Below are 17,926 nucleotides of genomic sequence, written 5' to 3' on the forward strand. Positions count from 1 at the left end.
GTAATGGAAATCTTGTGTTGTGCTAAAGGGATATCTATAAGGGGGCATTAACACAATAATCAGTTTGATATGATGTGATTGTATTACCTTGATATCTGTTTGATCAGTAGCCGTTAGATCGGTGTTACCTGTATTATAAATTTAGATGTGTTAGTGTTTTGTATTTATTGGGTTCGGTTTGTTTTGTTATAAATAAACCGTGTGAGTTACACATCTAGTTACTAGTTGTATTCTTGCTTCAAAAGATGTATATTTAAACAACTAGAACTTAAACTGAATATTTATGAACACACCTCTTACGTCAACACATAGGATTGAACTTGTTGACTTTCTTCGGGGATTTGCCCTGATGGCTATCATCTTATTACATCACCTTGAACATTTTAATCTTTTTGGACATCCAAAATCAACTTATGAGTGGTTAAATATTCTTGATGCGTGCGTTTATAAAGGGATCTTTTTTCTCTTTGCGGGTAAAGCTTACTCTATATTTTCGATACTATTTGGATTGAGCTTTTGGATTCAATATCGAAATGCACAACAGCGAGGTCACTCTTATGATTTAAGGTTTATGTGGCGAATGATTGTCTTGATGGTAATCGCTTTTTGTCATGCAACTTTCTATAATGGAGATATCCTTATGTTTTATGCAGTGGTAGGATTACTTTTGCCATTCTTGCAAAAATTAAAAGATCGATGGCTGATTCTGATCGTGGTTGTCTGTTTCTTACAGCCATATGATCTCTATGTTGCAATAGAATCTTATTTGAACCCTACACAGTCTTTTACGATTAATCGTTGGTCTGTATATGCCAATCAATGGGCCAAAGTTGCTGAAACCCCAAATATTTGGGATAATATGGTTGCCAATTGGAAGTATGGTCTGTTATTTGATAATTTGTGGCAGATCGAAAATGGTCGTTTTTTTCACCTGATAATATACTATATCATTGGTATGAGACTAGGTAAAGCCAATAGTTTTGAGGTAAATAAGACAAATAATGATTTCTGGAAGTATCTATTCTTAATCTGTTTGTCCCTCTCTGTATTGTCTATTGCATTTATACCTGAAGCGAATGCACTCTGTACATCAAAATATTTTCACCACTCTTATGGAATAATTACCGAAGGGCTAAAGAAATTTTTTATGACAGGAGTTTGGATATCACTATTGACACTTCTGTGGTTTCGATTTAAGGGAATGAAATGGCAAAGATGGTTTGTACCATATGGTCGAATGAGTTTAACCAACTATATTTCTCAATCGATATTAGGAGTGTTTATCTATTACCCTATGGGATTGGGCTTGTATAATAAAGTAGGTGCTACGATAAGTGTTGTAATTGCTTTAATCGTTTTTGTGTCGCAATGTCTCTTTAGTTGGTGGTGGTTACGAAGATACAAGCAAGGGCCTATAGAGTATGTGTGGAAAAAGCTTACTTGGATAAGGATTTAGTATGCATCTCTCTTCCCTGTATTGTATCTATGGGGAAGAGAGAGTATACCAATTTAATGGTTGTTAATTATTTCGTGGAAAATAGAGGCTTTAGATCTGCCCAATTTTCTTCTTTGGCATAACATGTATTTTTGGGAATGATAATAAGTGAAATACCACTAGCTTTGAAAGCATCTTCTCCTAATACCGTTAATGGAGCAGCTGTTCTTTCTACTTCTACTTTCTTTAATAATTTGCAATTCTCAAATGCCTGTCCTTCAATGTTTAGTAGGGAAGAAGGTAGGTTGATCACTTTAAGTCTTACACAATCTTTAAATGCAGATCGTCCAATGGTTTTAAAATTATCATGCAGGGTCACCTTTTCGATGTTTTTACATCCTTGAAATACTGGGCCCCAGAAATGTTTAAGCTTTGCATTTGGTGTCACTTCTCTTAAAGCAGTACAGTTCTTAAACGATGCGCCCAACACAACCTTAAGGTTTTCATTAAACACAACTGTTTTAAGCTTAGTGCAATCTTGAAAAGCCCATTTGCCTATTTGAAACAAGTTCTCTCCAAAATGTAGCTCTACTAGCTCTATACAGCCCATGAAAGCCCATGACTCTATAGTGGTGAGCTTATCGTTAAAATGCACCTTTCTTAAGCTAAAACAGTCCCAAAATGCTCCACCATCAATCAATTCAAGATCCATGGGGAGTATTAATTCCTGTAACTTTTCACACCCTTTAAATGCCATGTCTCCAATCTTGATAATCGAATCGGGAAATGTGATACCTGTTAGGTCTTTATTTCCTTCAAAGCAGTAGGGGCTTATTTCAGTAAGATAAGAGTCGTTGGAAAATGTAATATGGGAAATATTCGAAAGGTCTTGACAGGATAAAAGAGGACGTTTTTCTTCTCCACTACCAATTGCCACTACCTGAAACTGATCAATAATAGAAGGGATAGCTCCATCAAAATGATCACCCGTGAACTGAATTAGATTTACTCCTTTTTTTTTATCTGAGGGGTCGATAAAAGAGTAGCTCCATTCACCGTTGTCTATAATATGTTTCATAGTTATTAATTGTTGTCCATTACACAAATATAACTATTTTATCCTTTTTTCCTTTAATCAATAAATAATAAGCTTAGGAAAACATGAGAGTGATAGATGAAGTGCTTTCCAAAAAGTAAAATAAGTCGTGTTATCATTGGTGTAAGAGACAAAAAGTGCCATCAACAAGCTTGCGATGGCACTTTGACCTTATGCGTAGTAGTAATGATACTATCTCTTCTTCGTATAACTCCTTTTGATTACTTGACAATGATTTCATCACAGAATAACCATGATGGTTGACCTTTGCCACTATGCCAATCAGGACAGGCTCCAATGTTTTTGGCGGTAATATGAATATACCTTGCTTTAATAGGCGATTTTAATATCAGAGGATAATCATAGTAGATAGGAGTCTTCTCTTTTGTAAACTCATTTCTTACAACACCTGCAGATTGATATTTTTTATTGTCCATAGAGTACTCATAAGAAACAGATGCAGGTAAGAATATCCATGATCCAGGGTTGTACAAGTGTCTTGACTGTAGTGAGCTGATGGTTTCAACCTTTCCCAGATTAATAGTAACGTCCATATCTGTCCCTTCGTAACCAACCCACTGTCCATCCGTAAAGGTTTGTGTTCCCATAGTACAATTGTTAAGTAACGACCTCTTTTTATCAGGGTATTTGCTACTTGGTATCGTGTTATGAGTAAGTACTCCGTCAGAAGCGATATGAACATATACAGTTGTCTCAGTTGTTTTGCTTACAGGTTGTCCATCTTTGATCTGAATCGCTTTTACTGTCGTAGTTTTGTCTACCGTAATTGGAGAGGAATACCTATTGCTTTGCATATTAGGCTCAGTGCCATCTAATGTGTAATAGATATCTCCTGTTAACGATGATGATTGAAGAATGATCGTATTGACTTTCTTCTCTTCATTGTATTCTGTCTTAAAATTCACATTGAAGGCACTCTTTGCATAATGGATACCTGCTTTTTGATATCGCAGATACTCTTTGTGCATCCTTTTCTGGAAATCCTTCCAATTTCGATTCTCTTGATTGGTCCAGGCTACCTCACTCATGGCTGCTAGGCGTGGAAAGGTCATATATTCTGCATGAGAGGTGGTTGCGACATGTTCTGTCCATAAGTTGGCTTGAACCCCCAGAATATAATTCGCTTCTGTAGCATTCAACTCTTTTGGTACTGGGTTGAACTCGTATACCTTTTCGATTGGTAGATTGGCACCAAATGCCAAAGGTTCTAAATCTCTAGCTCCTTGATAGTAGTCAAAATAACAATGTTGGGTTGGGGTCATAACCACGGGATGGTGCATCTTGGCAGCTTTAATCCCACCTTGCATTCCTCTCCATGACATCACTGCTGCATTTGGTGCAAGTCCTCCTTCAAGGATCTCATCCCATCCGATAAGCTCTCTGTCATATTTGTTAAGAAACTTCTCTACTCGAGTGATAAAATAACTCTGTAGTGCTTCTACATTCTCTAGTCCCTCTTGTTTAATTCTTCTTTGGCAGTCTGGACAATGCTCCCACTCTTTCTTGTTCGCTTCATCGCCACCAATATGTATATATTTAGATGGGAATAGGTCCATTACTTCAGACAGCACATCTTCTATAAATTGAAAAGTCTCCTCTTTGCCTGCACAGTAGATATCTGTAATGGGCCATAAACTTCCTGTTGGTACATTTAGTCTTTTCCCTTTGCATGAAAATTCAGGGTAGGCTGCGAACAGTGCAGTAACGTGTGCTGGCATCTCTATCTCAGGAACTACCGTAATGTTTCGTTCTTGGGCATAACGCACAATATGTTGTATCTGTTCTTGGGTGTAAAATCCACCATACCTCCTGCCATCTTCTCTATCTTTTGTTGGACGATCTCCCCATGGAAGCGATTCATAGTCAGCTCTCCATGATGATGTCTCTGTTAATTTTGGATATTTCTTGATCTCTATTCTCCATCCTTGATCATCAATCAGGTGCCAGTGAAAAACATTCATCTTTAGTCTTGACATTCTATCTAAGTGCTTTTTGATATAGGATACAGGAAAGAAGTGTCTAGAACAATCAAGCATCATGCCTCTCCATTGGAATCGAGGAGCATCATCAATTTTAACTCCTGATATGACCCATTGGTTTGAACTCTGATCGAAAGATTCTATCTCAGCTGGAAGTAGGGCACGTAGGGATTGTACACCGTAAAATAATCCAGCATAATAGGGGGCGGATATTTGAATAAGATTGTCGTTTACATATAGCTGGTAGCACTCTGCTGCTCTATGTGATTTTGTCGTTTCGATCTGAATCTGATCTTTTGACCTCTTTTTGTTAACAATAGACAGATCTAAATCTGTATGATCTCTGAGGAAATGATGTAAATAGTGTGCTGCTTCAATTGCTTCACTGCTTTTAGCATAGATTGTTGTAGAGCTACTAATTTCAAATTGACCAGATAAGGGTTCAATAAATTGAGGTTTAGGAATAATATCCGTGTTGGATTTGGTCTCCGTTTTACATGATGCGAAAATTGCTATCATGAAAAAGACGATATAAATTTTGATTTCTCTCATTGTGTGTAGTAAAGTTTATTTGGATGAAGTTAATAAAACAATTTGTTTAAATTTATTAAAAATATAGAGATATCAATAATAGGATTGATCTGTTTTTGGAGTAGTATTTGGAATTTACTGCTTTGTGTAGTCGTGATTGAATAGTACGAGCTTTATCTTGAAATGATGTTTATATTTTTCGAGATAATTCTATTGAAAATGTTGAGGTATAGTCTATTGTTTAGATATGTCTTATAATAAAAATAGGGATCAAGGGTAAGGTACAACTATACCGGTAATTGGAGTTAATGTATACTCATATTAAAATTCATAAGAGTGAAAAGTAATAAAAGTATAGACACCTTCGACTAATATTGGTAAAAACATAATGATATGAGAATAACTAGTTGCTTATTTTTGATAATCCTGTTTATAGGCAAGACGCTTGAGGCTAAGGAGGCAGATTTCTTTACAGGGAAAGTGAAATCTTTTCACTCCAAAACAGTTGAGGGCGTAGATAAGGTGATCTATGTATTTGATATCCCTATCTACGGTGCGGATCATATTTCGAATAAGAAAATGATTCATGCTGCAAATATCATGGCACAATATCTCGATAATGATGAAGATGGGATCGTAGATGATATGTCTGTTTGGCAGTCACTAAAAAAGAACCATGCTTCTCTTATCATGTGGTCAAAGATGAAAGATATTCGCCGATTTGATTCTCCATTTTTAGAACACTCACAAGACTTAGGTGAGGACGAAACATCGATCTTATGGCATGATGATAGAACAGAACGTTTTGATGCTTCTTTAGAAGAGATTTTACATCTGATTACAAGTCAGGGCTATGCTTTTGCCTATCCTGATGTTTTTGGAGAAATGCCTGGCTCCTTATTGACAGAAGCCATGGACATGGCAAGAGGAGGGTGCTTTAAAAGAGTACCATCAAAATATCCGTTAAAAGCTTGGTTTACTTATGACGACAGAACTTGTGGCTACGAATGTATGGCTACAGAATATCTCTACTGGGGATTGACATCGTGGCTTGGTGCCCAAGAGAATCGTGGGGAAGAGATTGTTCATGAATGGAAGCTTAATACCCGTCATAAGATGAAAGAGACAGATCAACTGTTAATGCGAATCCTAACAAATCCGAAATTTCATATTCCCCAAAAACTACCTAATGGGAGATATACTCCTCGAACTTCCGATTGAGAAAACGAAGATCAAAGGCCCTCTTGTTCGTAAGTGGGCCTTTGGTTGTGTATCTTAAAATATAAGATGTGCTAAAATCGCTATAATTGGAAGAGAGACTAGAGTTCTCTGTAGAAAGATGATAAATAGCTCCCAGAGATTAATTGGGATTTTACTCCCTAATAGAAGTGCGCCGACTTCGCTCAGGAAAATAAGTTGCGTTACAGATACTGCTGCGATAATAAATCTTGTCATTTCATTCGCAATCGATGATGCCAAGATCGAAGGGATAAACATATCTGCAAATCCAACCACCATACATTTTGATGCATCAACCGCCTCAGGTATTTGTAATAACTTCAACAAAGGAACAAAAGGCATTCCTAGCCATTCGAATATAGGGGTATAGGTCGAGATAATTAATCCGATGGTACCAATGGCCATCACCACAGGTAAGATACCTACCAACATATCTAAGCTATTCTTTAACCCCTCCAAAACAATATGCCAAGGCTTTTCAATAGCATCAGTCGTTTTTACTGCTTTGTAAAATCCATATTTGATAACATTCTCCCCCTTTGGAATAGCCTCTTTATCCACTGTTTTATCCGATCCATCGATCCATTTATCTGTCTTTCTAGATAAAGGAGGCATTCTTGGAACGATAATCGCAACAATAATACCTGTAATACATACTACAGCATAGAAAGGAACAAAAAGGTGGTCTAATTTGACTTGACTGAGTACAACCAAACAGAAACTAATAGAAACTGCAGAGAATGTCGTACCAATGACTGCTGCTTCTCTTTGAGTATATGATTTCTCTTCATACTGTTTGCTCGACATAATAATACCGACACTACCATCTCCTAGCCACGACGCCAAACAGTCAATAGCAGATCGTCCAGGCAAATTGAACAGAGGGCGCATGATCTTAGTGAGCCAAGTACCAAATAGCTCCAAAAGACCAAAATGTGTTAGTAGAGGAAGAAGGAATCCCGCAAAAATAAAAACAGAGAATAGCGTAGGAAGAAGGTCACTGTACACGAAAGTTCCAGTGTCGGCGTTTAATATCATCTCGGGCCCACTGTTGAACATCACCATAAACGTAAAAATCGTACCAACGATTCTTAAGATACCCCATATGGGTGCAACGACAAAGAGAGCTTTCAAAAAGCGACTATTCCATATTGCTTTTGGTTTGAAAATAATGGATAGCAAGTAGCCAACGCTTGCAGTAACCATTATTGCAGCAATCAGCAAAGGCATACGATCACCAATGATGGATAATAATTCATCTTTGAGAATAGCGATGGGAATAGAGAAACTCTCTTTGTAAGGTATGGGTGTCATGAAACAGAACACGCCTAAAAGCGATGGAATCGCAAACCATAGAATGTTTCTTAGAGTATAGATGTTTTTTTCTTTATGCATTTTCTTTACTTCTTTCTGTTGTATATAAGTCGATTGATCACTGCAAATATAGTGGGCTTTTTAAGTATAACAAATTAGAAAAAGCTTTGTTGCAGTTTGCCTACGTTGGTTTCGTGTGGTATTATATGGAGAAAAGATGAGGTGAATAATTATTACTTAATTGTATTTTTATGCATTAATATGGCTGATGTTTAAATATTTATTCATTCGTTCAGTGATATTCTTGCTGTCTAAAATATCGATAAATATCGTGGTGAAATTAATTGGTGAAATAATATTAATTTAGACACATTCTCCATTTAAGATGCTGATGGAATGAAAAAAGCCTTGATATTCGATCGTTGTCGAATATCAAGGCTTCGCGATTAAAAGAGGAGAAACTTAAACTCTATTCAGAATCACTGTTTAATCCACTTGGTGCACTATTCTGGTTAAGATGATCAATCCTCTGTGACAAAGTTGGGTGAGAATAGGAGCATTTAACAACAAAAGGATGTGGGGTGAGGTTAGCAAGACTATTTTTAGTTAACTTCTTAAGCCCTCCAATCAGCCCCTCTTTTAAGCCATGTTGTTTCGCAAAATCATCCGCTTGGTATTCATTCTTACGACTGAAGATCGACATAACAATTGAGGTGATTTCTGTTATTGGCGTAAGAACAAACGAGAAGAAAAGCAACCCTAACTCAAAAGTTGGCTTGTCTGATCCCATTACATAAGAGGTTGCTGGTTGTTCTAAAGCCAAGGATAATAGATAAAAGATGATGAATGTCTGTGTAAGAGAAAGGAACATACTTTGGATTACATGTCTCTTCTTCGCATGCCCCACTTCATGAGCTAATACTGCAAGGATCTCATCGCTATCGAGCTGATCTATGAGCGTATCATATAACACAATTCGTTTCATCTTTCCCAATCCTGTAAAGTATGCATTGGCTTTGGCACTTCTTTTAGATCCATCAATAACATAAATCTCTTTGATAGGAAAGTCAACTTGACCTGCAAACCCCATAATCTTATTTTTTAGCTCTCCATCCTCTAATGGTGTCTGCTTATTAAACAGCGGTACAATGATCGATGAATAGAACAGAAGCATAAAAAGAGAGAATCCTGCAACTATGGCAAATGCGATAAGAAAGAAGTGACTTCCTAATACCAAATAAGACTTTACGATAAGTGCCAACAGAATACCACCAATCACTCCTCCGACAACCAAAGATTTGATGAGGTCAGTAACGAAAGTCTTCAGTGTAGAGCGATTAAAACCATAGCGTTCCTCAATAACAAATGTGCTATAGTAAGAGAAAGGTATGTCGATAATAGTAGAAGCAATGCCCAAAATGCCAAAAAATAGTAAGGCATGCCATATCGGATTATCTGTATATTCTCCTAGCCAAAGGTCAAGGGAGCCAAACATCCTGGTCGCAATAATGGTGAAAGTAATTAGAAAGCTTAAGCTACTCGAAATCATCGATAGTTTCGCATTGGCTTTCCCATATGCTTGCGACTTCTCATACTCTTGGATTTCATAAATGTCTTTTAGACTATCGGGTAGTGATGCACCTCTATTTCTATTGTTTAAATAGGTCAAAAGGGTGTTGAACAAAAACTGTCCAGTGATGATCGTTATTAAGATCACTAACAATGTATCTGTATGCATTGGTCTATCTTGTTTAATTAATCGGTTGACATTCTTCTTTTAGCTGCGCTACAAATTGCTTCATGTAGAGGGTTCTCTCTCTCGCAATAACTTTGCCATATGGCGTATTGATCTTCTCTTCTATACGAAATAACTTGGCATAGAAGTGATCCAATGTGCTGTTATCCTCTTCTCTATTGCCGTCTAGATGATTCTCATCGTAGAGGGCTGCATTAACCGAGCCACCATAAGCAAACGCACGTGCAATGCCTATCGCGCCAATAGCATCTAGTCTATCTGCATCTTGTACTATCTGAAAATTTATCGAACCGCTTGTAGGCTGTTGTTTCTGTTTCTTGAAAGAGATATGTTGTGTAATAAACATCACCTCCTCTATGAGGACAGTAGGGAGTTTAAGTTGTTCCAAATATTGTTGAATCCACGCTTCGTCCCGTATCTTTAATTTGGCGTCTGCCACATCGTGTAGCATCGCAGCTAAAAAGATAGTTAGAAGAGATCCTCTATTCTCAACAGCGTGGATCTTTCTAGCGGTATTCCATACCCTTACAATGTGTTGCCAATCATGGCTTCCTTCCTGCGAAACGAACAGGGCTTTGATATCTTGGGTTACCTTCTTCTCAATAGAATCGGTGAGTACTAAAGACATAAGAATTTATTGATGTGTTTGTACTACAAACATAGGTTTCTCCTTCAATACAATAAAATTATTCGAAGACAAAATTTAGAATCATCTCCACTGAATTGTGAAATGAGCTATATGATTTGCATATGCATTCGAAAACTGGACTATAATTGTACAGCAGCTTAGGATCAAGTCTGGGAAAAGAGTGCCTGTGGATATTTAAAACCCAGACAGAGTTTAATTTACACTACCCAATTTTTCACCTACTAGTGGATTGATAGGTATCTGCACCTACCTTCCTAGTACCTTTGTCCATGGTCTAGCCATGTTTCGTCCATGGTTCAGGCACCGATACCCCCGAAATCGATGGACAAACCATGGACGAACCATGGCTAGACCATGGACAAAGGTGGGAGTAGGTACCTAGGAAGGTGGGAGTAGGTACCTAGGAGGTATACGGTAGAGATAGGCAAAAGCGATCTGTTTTGCCTTGTGTATTGACAGGGTAAAATTAACTCTGGACGGTATAAAGAGATTGTTGTTTTCATCCGTGTCTCGACAAAGGTTGTTAAGTAGTTGAATTTAAATGTAGTAAAAAGTGTAAATGATTCAAAATATTGTATCTAGATAATGGCCGATTTATCTCAATTAAATGGTGTTTGTTTTACTCTGTACTACAAAGTAGCCTCAAGTAAGAGTATGATTGTTGAGAATAATTGTTGTTGTGTAAACTGGTTGCATAGATGGTTGCTATGTTTGCGAAAGAAAATGTACTCTCTTCTATGAGAGACAATATTATTTTCGGCTTAGAGTAGAAATTTTAGAAATTTTATTTTAAATTAGAAGAGCTGAAACAAAGAAGTAATTATGAGATTAAATATAACAATACGTTCGAATCAGGAGGAGGTTCCTTTTGATCACCAACATCTATTATCTGGGGTTGTTTATAAATGGTTAGGCGAAAGTGAGGAGCATGGAAATTTATCGCTCTACTCATTCTCGCAGTTAAATGGGGCAAAGAAAGGACGAAATGGATTGGTTTTTCCAGTGGGTACTTGTTTCTCGTTTAGTGCTTTCAATCGAGATCTGTTAAATCGACTAATTCGAGGGATACAGAAAGATCCTAGCATGTTTTATGGTTTGGTTGTTGAAGAGGTTGAGATATTGGGAGAGCCTGATTTCTCTGAGGAGTACCGTTTTTATTGTGGGAGCCCTATCTTGGTGAAATGTAGTGATGCTGAGAATAAGAAACATCATTTGCGTTTTGATGACCCTAATGCTAGTGATGTGATGCATCGTATTTTGTGTAAGAAGATGGATCAGGTTGGTTATGAGTATAGTGACTTTAAGATCTATTTTGATCAGATGTATGGTGGAGCAAAGACGAAATTGATTCGCTATAAAAAGATTAATAATCGATGTAATGTTTGTCCTGTGATTATCAAAGGAGATGATCGAGTGAAGCGTTTTGTATGGAATGTTGGTGTTGGATCAAGTACTGGAATTGGATTTGGGGCATTAAAATAGATGATGGTTTATGGATAAATTATTTATTGTGACATACAGAGGAGCATTTGGTTTTATTAAGCCTTGGACGGCAGTTAGAGATGGTGAAACTTATTCGCAACAGTTTCTTACTCCATCGATGGTCGAAGGGATAGAGCGTAAATTGTTTCCTAACTTGTTAAAAGAATCTTCAGGTAAGTTATATAAAATTAGTGGACACCGCTTGGCTTATGAGGGTATTTCACAACAACAGGAGCAGGTGCAAACCAGAGGGTGGAATGGCAAAGGGTCAAAAAAAGAGCGTAGTTATCTACGACCGAATTCTATCTTGGTTCGAGGTGTATTGATCAATCCTGTTCTTCGTCTGGCTTTTGCGAGCAGGGAAGATGCGGAGGATGCTTGTTGTCAACATCTCTGTTTGGCACGTAATGAAGATGTGTTGTTGCCAGAAGCGGAGATCATTGAAACGACCATTGAATTGTTCAATCATGATCCGATGTTTAATGGTTATGAATTGGTGTTTGAAAAAAATGAGAGCTCTTTTATGGTCGGGTATCATCGGGGCTTAAACAAAACGCCAATGTATGGATGGTTACGAATGGTAGGTAATCCTGTAATGCTAGCATCGGATGGAGCATAATCAGTGTTTGTCACATATATTGGCTAAGGGTGCTCCTGATCACACTACCTTACATGATCATTTAGAGCAAGTCATGTGGGTGGCTGAACGTCTAGGGAAAGCCGTAGGATACGATGTCGAAGTGTGTCGTCATGGTGCTTTGTTGCATGATATTGGTAAGGTGCATCCTCGTTTTCAGAAATCGCTAACGGGATATCGTAAAGGAACGGTTCCTCTGCGTCACGAATTGGTGTCGTTGTTTTTCTTGTCTCTTTTTGATGAAAAAGAGCATGAGGCATTGATTGAGATGGTCGTTGCTCATCATAAGCCTATAGAGAATGATCCAAGAGGTTGTGGTCTTTTAGATCTTCTAGAGGAACATGATGACGAATTGATGATCTCTTATCTCGAAGGGTGGGAAGAGTGGAGCTTGGATGCCTTGGCGATACTTTCAGGCTTAGGTATTGCTTCTGTCTCTATTTCTAAAGAGGATGCGATGGCAAATTTAGAGAAGGCCATTGATTATGCCGAGACGTGTATGCATGGTGAAGGCTACTCTTTATGGCGTGGATTGTTGGTTGCAGCCGATCATTTGGCTTCGGGTTTGTCTGGCGACACAAGTGATTGGTTGGACCGTCTATTTCGTAAGCCTGATCTTAGCTTTTTTCAGCGTAGAAGTTCTCTGTTTCCACTTTCTCTAGCCTCTAGCGATAGCGATCGACCCCACACATTGGTTGTGGCGCCGACAGGTGCTGGGAAGACCGACTATCTCATGCGTCGTTGTAAAGAGCGTGTTTTTTATACTTTGCCTTTTCAGGCTTCCATTAATGCGATGTATGAGCGAATGAAGGAGGTGTTGGGAGAAGATGCAGATGTCCGTTTGCTTCATGGGGCTTCGAAAGTGACGATTTCAGGAGGATCGGTTTATCAAGAGATGCTGCAGAGTAAAGCAGGAGCTTCGTTGAAAGTGTTAACTCCTCATCAGCTGGCTTCTATGGTGTTTGCGATTAAAGGTTTTGAAGCGATGATGGTGGATGTGATGGGGCAAGACGTGGTGTTAGATGAGGTGCATGTGTATAGTGATTTTTCAAGGGCGATGGTTTTGAAAATAGTACAGATGTTGAGGCAGTTGTCTTGTCGAATACATATCGGCACAGCTACGATGCCCACCGCTCTGTATAAAGAGCTCTTATCTATATTAGGTAAAGAAGAGACTTTAGAGGTGGCATTGTCTTCGGATGTGTTGACAAGTTATAATCGTCATCGTGTTTTTCGTTTAGATCAATGGCAGCAGGCCAACGAAATTGTGTCAAGAGCTCTTGAAGAGAGACAAAAAGTGTTGTTGGTTTGTAATACGGTGGCACAAAGTCAGGCTTTGTTTGAAACATTTTTGGATCAATTTCCTAATGCTGCTACACTGTTGCTTCATAGTCGATTAAAACGTGGCGATCGAAATTGTCGTGAATCGGAGTTGTATGATTTGAATGCTTTAGCTCCTCAAAGCAGGGGAGTGTTGGTGGTTTCGACCCAAGTGGTGGAGGTGAGTTTGGATATAAGTTTTGATTTGATGATCACCTCATGTGCTCCATTAGACAGCATGGTACAGCGTTTTGGTCGTGTGCATCGAAAGAGAAGTGAAGAGACAATAGGTACATATAAACTGGTCTATGTGGTGTCGCCACCAGAAGATAAAAAGGCCTGTCTGCCATATGACAAGGATGTATTGGATCGGAGTTTTGAAATCTTACCTGAAGATGGCGCTGTCTTGGAGAGTGGTGCATTGCAAACGATGATTGATACAGTCTACCCTAAATGTCATAAAATAGATATTGAAACCCATTCTGTATTGAAAAGTGATGGTCGATGGGGATTGGAGAAGCTGTGTGATTATCCGAAATCTTATTTCCTGAGTCAATTGGATATTCAGAGTGTGGTGGCCATTGTTGAAACAGATGTGGAAATGTATAAAATATCTGGATTGATGGATCGTATGAAAATGGAGATCCCTGTTTCATACCACTATGTGAGAGATTGTATCTCTATTGAAGAGGGTAGTGGTCCTTTTGTGATTCCCTCTTCGTGGTATGATGATAGGTATGGATTGCTGGTGGATCAAATCAAGCAAGAACGAAAAGCATCCAGTGAGTTTAACGAAAAGAGTCAGATATTATGATAGCAGCAGTGATTGGTCGCACTTTTTTACAGGCCTACAATACGCATTATAGGAAAGATTATGATGCAAAGACATTTTTTGATCAAGTCTTCTTTCCGCTATTCTTTGATCATCCTAAGTATATGCAATGGGTGACCAACTCTCCCTTTGTTCAGATGAAAAAAGGGCAGAAGGTCGACAAGTTAACTTCAGATGATCGTCTGGAGAAGTTAGAGGATTTTCATGTGAAAGTTCAGGATGGTGTTCGAGATGCTTCGATGGTTATTGGCGGTTCTGCCTCAGAATCAAAAGAGTTTGCTTCAACATCAGGACAAGTAACAGATTTGTCCATGGAGATGGATAGCGAGGAGCTTTATTTGTCATGGATAGGTGGTGGTTTTGGTGTTGGAGTGGCTGGTGGATTGTCTATATTCTTTGATCATTCGGATTTGTTAATGGCTTTATTCGAGGGTTGGCAAGTGTATCGACAGTTTCTTAATCATTCGAGTATATCCTCTTTGCGAGGCAATCAGATCAATACATGGAATGGGCAATGGCTCTCATACTACTGTAGGCAATATAAGGAGATTAAGGAGGTCGATTTCCATCAGTTTTCAGGTCATTGTCGAATTGTAGAGAAGTCGGGAGTCTTGGAAGTGAGTACGATTCAGTGGAATCAGCTGCTGTTTTCGATGTCCAAAAAGTGGGCTACACCAATGATGATGGGCTATGTCTATAGCTTGGGGCAAACTAATACCACTATGGGGTTTTATCCTTTTCAGATCTCTGCTTGTCGGGGGTTGCGTAAATTCTACCAAACGTTGTTTGGAGAGAATCATGCCATAGAAGATGCCGCCTTTTATGAAACTCTTTATGGCCTTCATATCAAGCGAGCATGTGAAAAAGGGGCTGTAGGTCTGGTTAGTCTTCAACCTAAGGATCTGGATAAATATATGAAAGATAGAACCAAGAAGGTGCGATTGTCTCGCCCTAAATTAGGTAGTGATGAAGAGAAGAATCAAAAAGCATTGGCAAAAGATAGAGAGAATATAATAACATATAGAGCATATAAAACTTGGATATTGGCTATGATTACAAAAAACAAAGAAGAGATGTTGGATTACACATCTAGTATCGCAAAATGTTTGATGGCTTATCGTGATGGTGGAGCCAAAGGTTCGAAAAAGCGACCAAACCAAATAGAATTAGATCTGTTGGGTACAAAAAGTAAAAAAGGGTTTATAATGGCTTTGACCGATATCTTAAAGGAGATAAACGAAGAGGATCAAACGCTTATTAAAGGGTTAAGAGATCGTGTGCATTTGATGGGTAGCGAAGATTTTGGCTATTTTCAAGTGTTGTTGAAGTTTGATTATGCTTACGCAGAAAGAGAGAATTGTTAAACAGAGTGTTGTATTAAAAGACTATATATAAAGATGGAAAGTGTATTTTATATTCGAACGTTAAAGAAAGCGGACTATACCGTGTTTTGTGTTGCCGATGGACAAAAAAGCTATTGGGACCCTCAGTTTCAACGTGCGGTGCCCTATTCGAGTGGTCAGCAGGTGAAACGTTCTATGATGACCAAAGTGTCGGATGTTTTGAATGTGCCGATGTCTCCAGTGACGTTTATTTCGGAAGTCAATAAGAAGAAAGAGATCAGTGAAGGGGAGGTCTATGGTACTTGTGATCCCACCTATGTCGATCAGCTTTTTGGAGGATGGATGCGAGCTTCTAAGGGAGGCAAAGAGCGTACGTTGAAACGACGTAGCCCTCTTTCTATCTCAGCGATGAGGGGGCTACACCCTTTGTTGGCAGGTATTGCTAAGGAGAATGGAACATTTGACCGTAGTGGTGCTAAGGAGACACGTATTGTGGTAAATGAAGGGGATAAAACGTTGAGCGAAGCGGAAATCTCTGAATTGTTAGCGGGAAAGGATCGTAGCTTAAGCCGTAAATGGTTGGCCGATAACAAAAGGGCTACAGGACTTTTTGTGATGGATGTGGCAGTCGATCTACGTCGTCTGTTTTCGGTCTCTTTGGATAAGTTAGAACCTGAGATTTCGGAAGCGACAGAGGGTAAGTTGAGAGAAGAAGGATGGCTTGAAGTAGAAACGGCTTTTGGGAAGAGCTTAACTGCGCCAAAAGAAGTTAGAGAGGCATGGATTCCAGCATTGGCTGAAGCTTTGGTTAATTGGTCTATCACATCCAATCAGTCTCGTACTTTTAGTTTGATGGACACTTTGGCTATTGCTGTTTCCGATAATGCCAATCGTATTGCAGGATCTATTCGGGCGAAATTAAAGGAGGATGAGACTCCAAGGGCTGAGCCTATTGTTGAAGAGGCAATGCCTGGTGTAGACACTTTTATCTCGTTGTCTGCTGATGGGGTGGTTCGTACTACTACCGAGCAGTTTGATGCAGTGGATAAAGCGGTGGCGTCGATTATCGAAAGGATGAGAGCTTTTGATTACGAATCTCCTTTATCATAGATCTCTAATAGCAAAGGAAGAGGTGATTCTCTTCTTTTGCTGTCTATTCACCGACTCAGGGTATGTTCATGAACAGTAGATGATAATGTACTGTGTTCTTTTTTTAGAATTTTAGTATGATCATTTTTCTGTGTTAAAATAAGAGGTGACATACTGCACCATGAAAAGGAGGGCACTTTAATCTTTAATCATCATTATTGTGTTTTTTCTTATCACTTTAGTGTTTATAGTGTTATAGGACTAGTGAACAACCTTTTAGTTTATATCAGTATTTATCATCATAAATAGACCAGGTTATTGGTCAAAAGAACTAACTTATTTGTTTCGAGCTCATATTATTACAGTATGCACTGAAAGTGCTACAGTTATTAGCCCAGTGCGAATTGTTGGGTATAGGTAAAAGAGAGACACGAGGGCTGAGTCCGTTGATAATATATCCAATTTATCATAGAGAGTTAAATGGGTTGGCCCAGACTTTCATCCGTTCTTTTTTGATCGGTTATTGTACCCAAGGCTCATTTCTATGCAGTGCTATTGCTGTACAAATTGATGAACTGATCCTAGGTGTCGATTTAGGATTTAGAAAGATATATATTGGTTCTTCTACTCAATCCATCTTCATAAGCACTAGGAGAGGGTTGTTAAAAACTTTATCGTTATGATTACAGGAACTCATTTTCAATATTATTATGTGTGCCATCGTAAATTATGGCTCTTTTCCCATGATATCCATTTAGAACAGAATAGTGAGATTGTTTATGATGGTAAACTGTTGCATGAACAGAGCTATTTGCAAAGAAGTAGTCGTTATCAAGAGGTGTCGATAGAGGGTATTAAAGTCGATTATTATGATCGGAAGAAGGGTGTGATTCATGAGCTGAAACGATCTAAGAAGATGGAAGAGGCTCATGTATGGCAGTTGAAATATTATCTCTATGTTTTCCAAAGTGTTGGTATCGATGCTAAATATGGGCTCTTGGAGTATCCAAAGTTGCGCGAAACCAAAGAGATCATGTTAAGTGACAACGACAGAGAGGAGATAGAGCAGAAGAAAGAGGATATTGTTCGAATATGTGAGCAAGACAGATGTCCAGATACCATAGGATTGCCTTACTGTAAGAAGTGTGCCTATTATGATTTCTGTTATTGTGATGCATAGCATCACTTTACTAAACCTTTGAT

Annotated in this window: 13 protein-coding genes; 8 read left to right on the top strand and 5 right to left on the bottom strand. The window is 38.6% G+C overall.

Translation table 11 applies throughout. The features are described from left to right. Positions 1-283 precede the first annotated feature (283 nt). A complete protein-coding gene (locus K5X82_01935; GenBank protein ID QZT37665.1) occupies positions 284-1,456 on the top strand; it encodes a DUF418 domain-containing protein in 1,173 nt (390 codons plus the stop codon). A gap of 67 nt (positions 1,457-1,523) precedes the next feature. Here K5X82_01935 and K5X82_01940 read toward each other — a convergent pair whose 3' ends face one another. Beyond that, positions 1,524-2,513, bottom strand: coding sequence for a leucine-rich repeat domain-containing protein (locus tag K5X82_01940; GenBank protein QZT37666.1), 990 nt, complete (start codon positions 2,511-2,513; stop codon positions 1,524-1,526). A gap of 239 nt (positions 2,514-2,752) precedes the next feature. Then, on the bottom strand, positions 2,753-5,050 hold the full coding sequence (locus K5X82_01945; GenBank protein ID QZT37667.1) for a family 20 glycosylhydrolase: 2,298 nt from the start codon (positions 5,048-5,050) through the stop codon (positions 2,753-2,755). A 405-nt stretch (positions 5,051-5,455) separates the two neighbouring features. On the opposite strand from K5X82_01945, the gene K5X82_01950 reads away from it, so the two are divergent. Then, the gene (locus K5X82_01950; protein ID QZT37668.1) at positions 5,456-6,283 is read left to right on the top strand and encodes a hypothetical protein; all 828 of its coding nucleotides are present in this window, start codon (positions 5,456-5,458) and stop codon (positions 6,281-6,283) included. Between the two features lie 54 nt (positions 6,284-6,337). Here the strand turns inward: K5X82_01950 and K5X82_01955 are convergent, their stop codons facing one another. The 3 genes from K5X82_01955 to K5X82_01965 form a co-directional block, all read right to left on the bottom strand. Beyond that, positions 6,338-7,696: a YjiH family protein gene (locus tag K5X82_01955; protein ID QZT37669.1), complete on the bottom strand. Its 1,359-nt coding sequence runs from the start codon at positions 7,694-7,696 to the stop codon at positions 6,338-6,340. Between the two features lie 388 nt (positions 7,697-8,084). Next, entirely contained in the window at positions 8,085-9,353 is a 1,269-nt protein-coding gene (locus tag K5X82_01960) for a M48 family metallopeptidase (protein QZT37670.1), read from the bottom strand. A 13-nt stretch (positions 9,354-9,366) separates the two neighbouring features. After that, complete coding sequence (locus K5X82_01965) at positions 9,367-9,999, bottom strand: phosphohydrolase (GenBank protein QZT37671.1); 633 nt, start codon at positions 9,997-9,999, stop codon at positions 9,367-9,369. Between the two features lie 843 nt (positions 10,000-10,842). Between K5X82_01965 and cas6 the strand changes: the two genes are divergently transcribed. The 6 genes from cas6 (at position 10,843) to cas4 (ending at position 17,903) form a co-directional block, all read left to right on the top strand. Beyond that, positions 10,843-11,502 (top strand): CRISPR-associated endoribonuclease Cas6, encoded by a 660-nt coding sequence (cas6, locus tag K5X82_01970; protein QZT37672.1) that lies wholly within the window; start codon positions 10,843-10,845, stop codon positions 11,500-11,502. Positions 11,503-11,512: 10 nt separating this feature from the next. After that, entirely contained in the window at positions 11,513-12,121 is a 609-nt protein-coding gene (locus tag K5X82_01975) for a hypothetical protein (GenBank protein QZT37673.1), read from the top strand. After that, positions 12,111-14,273, top strand: a complete 2,163-nt coding sequence (gene cas3 / locus K5X82_01980; protein ID QZT37674.1) for a CRISPR-associated helicase Cas3' — start codon at positions 12,111-12,113, stop codon at positions 14,271-14,273. Before K5X82_01975 ends, cas3 begins: the two co-directional genes overlap by 11 nt. After that, complete coding sequence (locus K5X82_01985; protein ID QZT37675.1) at positions 14,270-15,655, top strand: hypothetical protein; 1,386 nt, start codon at positions 14,270-14,272, stop codon at positions 15,653-15,655. The genes cas3 and K5X82_01985 overlap by 4 nt, the downstream gene beginning before the upstream one ends. A 33-nt stretch (positions 15,656-15,688) precedes the next feature. After that, the gene (locus K5X82_01990; protein QZT37676.1) at positions 15,689-16,744 is read left to right on the top strand and encodes a hypothetical protein; all 1,056 of its coding nucleotides are present in this window, start codon (positions 15,689-15,691) and stop codon (positions 16,742-16,744) included. Between the two features lie 658 nt (positions 16,745-17,402). Then, on the top strand, positions 17,403-17,903 hold the full coding sequence (gene cas4, locus K5X82_01995; GenBank protein QZT37677.1) for a CRISPR-associated protein Cas4: 501 nt from the start codon (positions 17,403-17,405) through the stop codon (positions 17,901-17,903). Positions 17,904-17,926 lie beyond the last annotated feature (23 nt).

Source organism: Prolixibacteraceae bacterium, assembly GCA_019856515.1.
Taxonomy (GTDB): Bacteria; Bacteroidota; Bacteroidia; order Bacteroidales; family Prolixibacteraceae; genus Halosquirtibacter; species Halosquirtibacter xylanolyticus.

Excerpts from the sequence above, each read along its gene's own strand:
- K5X82_01935 (QZT37665.1), top strand. The coding sequence starts at position 284 with ATGAACACACCTCTTACGTCAACACATAGGATTGAACTTGTTGACTTT.
- K5X82_01940 (QZT37666.1), bottom strand. The coding sequence starts at position 2,513 with ATGAAACATATTATAGACAACGGTGAATGGAGCTACTCTTTTATCGAC.
- K5X82_01945 (QZT37667.1), bottom strand. The coding sequence starts at position 5,050 with ATGATAGCAATTTTCGCATCATGTAAAACGGAGACCAAATCCAACACG.
- K5X82_01950 (QZT37668.1), top strand. The coding sequence starts at position 5,456 with ATGAGAATAACTAGTTGCTTATTTTTGATAATCCTGTTTATAGGCAAG.
- K5X82_01955 (QZT37669.1), bottom strand. The coding sequence starts at position 7,696 with ATGCATAAAGAAAAAAACATCTATACTCTAAGAAACATTCTATGGTTT.
- K5X82_01960 (QZT37670.1), bottom strand. The coding sequence starts at position 9,353 with ATGCATACAGATACATTGTTAGTGATCTTAATAACGATCATCACTGGA.
- K5X82_01965 (QZT37671.1), bottom strand. The coding sequence starts at position 9,999 with ATGTCTTTAGTACTCACCGATTCTATTGAGAAGAAGGTAACCCAAGAT.
- cas6 (QZT37672.1), top strand. The coding sequence starts at position 10,843 with ATGAGATTAAATATAACAATACGTTCGAATCAGGAGGAGGTTCCTTTT.
- K5X82_01975 (QZT37673.1), top strand. The coding sequence starts at position 11,513 with ATGGATAAATTATTTATTGTGACATACAGAGGAGCATTTGGTTTTATT.
- cas3 (QZT37674.1), top strand. The coding sequence starts at position 12,111 with ATGGAGCATAATCAGTGTTTGTCACATATATTGGCTAAGGGTGCTCCT.
- K5X82_01985 (QZT37675.1), top strand. The coding sequence starts at position 14,270 with ATGATAGCAGCAGTGATTGGTCGCACTTTTTTACAGGCCTACAATACG.
- K5X82_01990 (QZT37676.1), top strand. The coding sequence starts at position 15,689 with ATGGAAAGTGTATTTTATATTCGAACGTTAAAGAAAGCGGACTATACC.
- cas4 (QZT37677.1), top strand. The coding sequence starts at position 17,403 with ATGATTACAGGAACTCATTTTCAATATTATTATGTGTGCCATCGTAAA.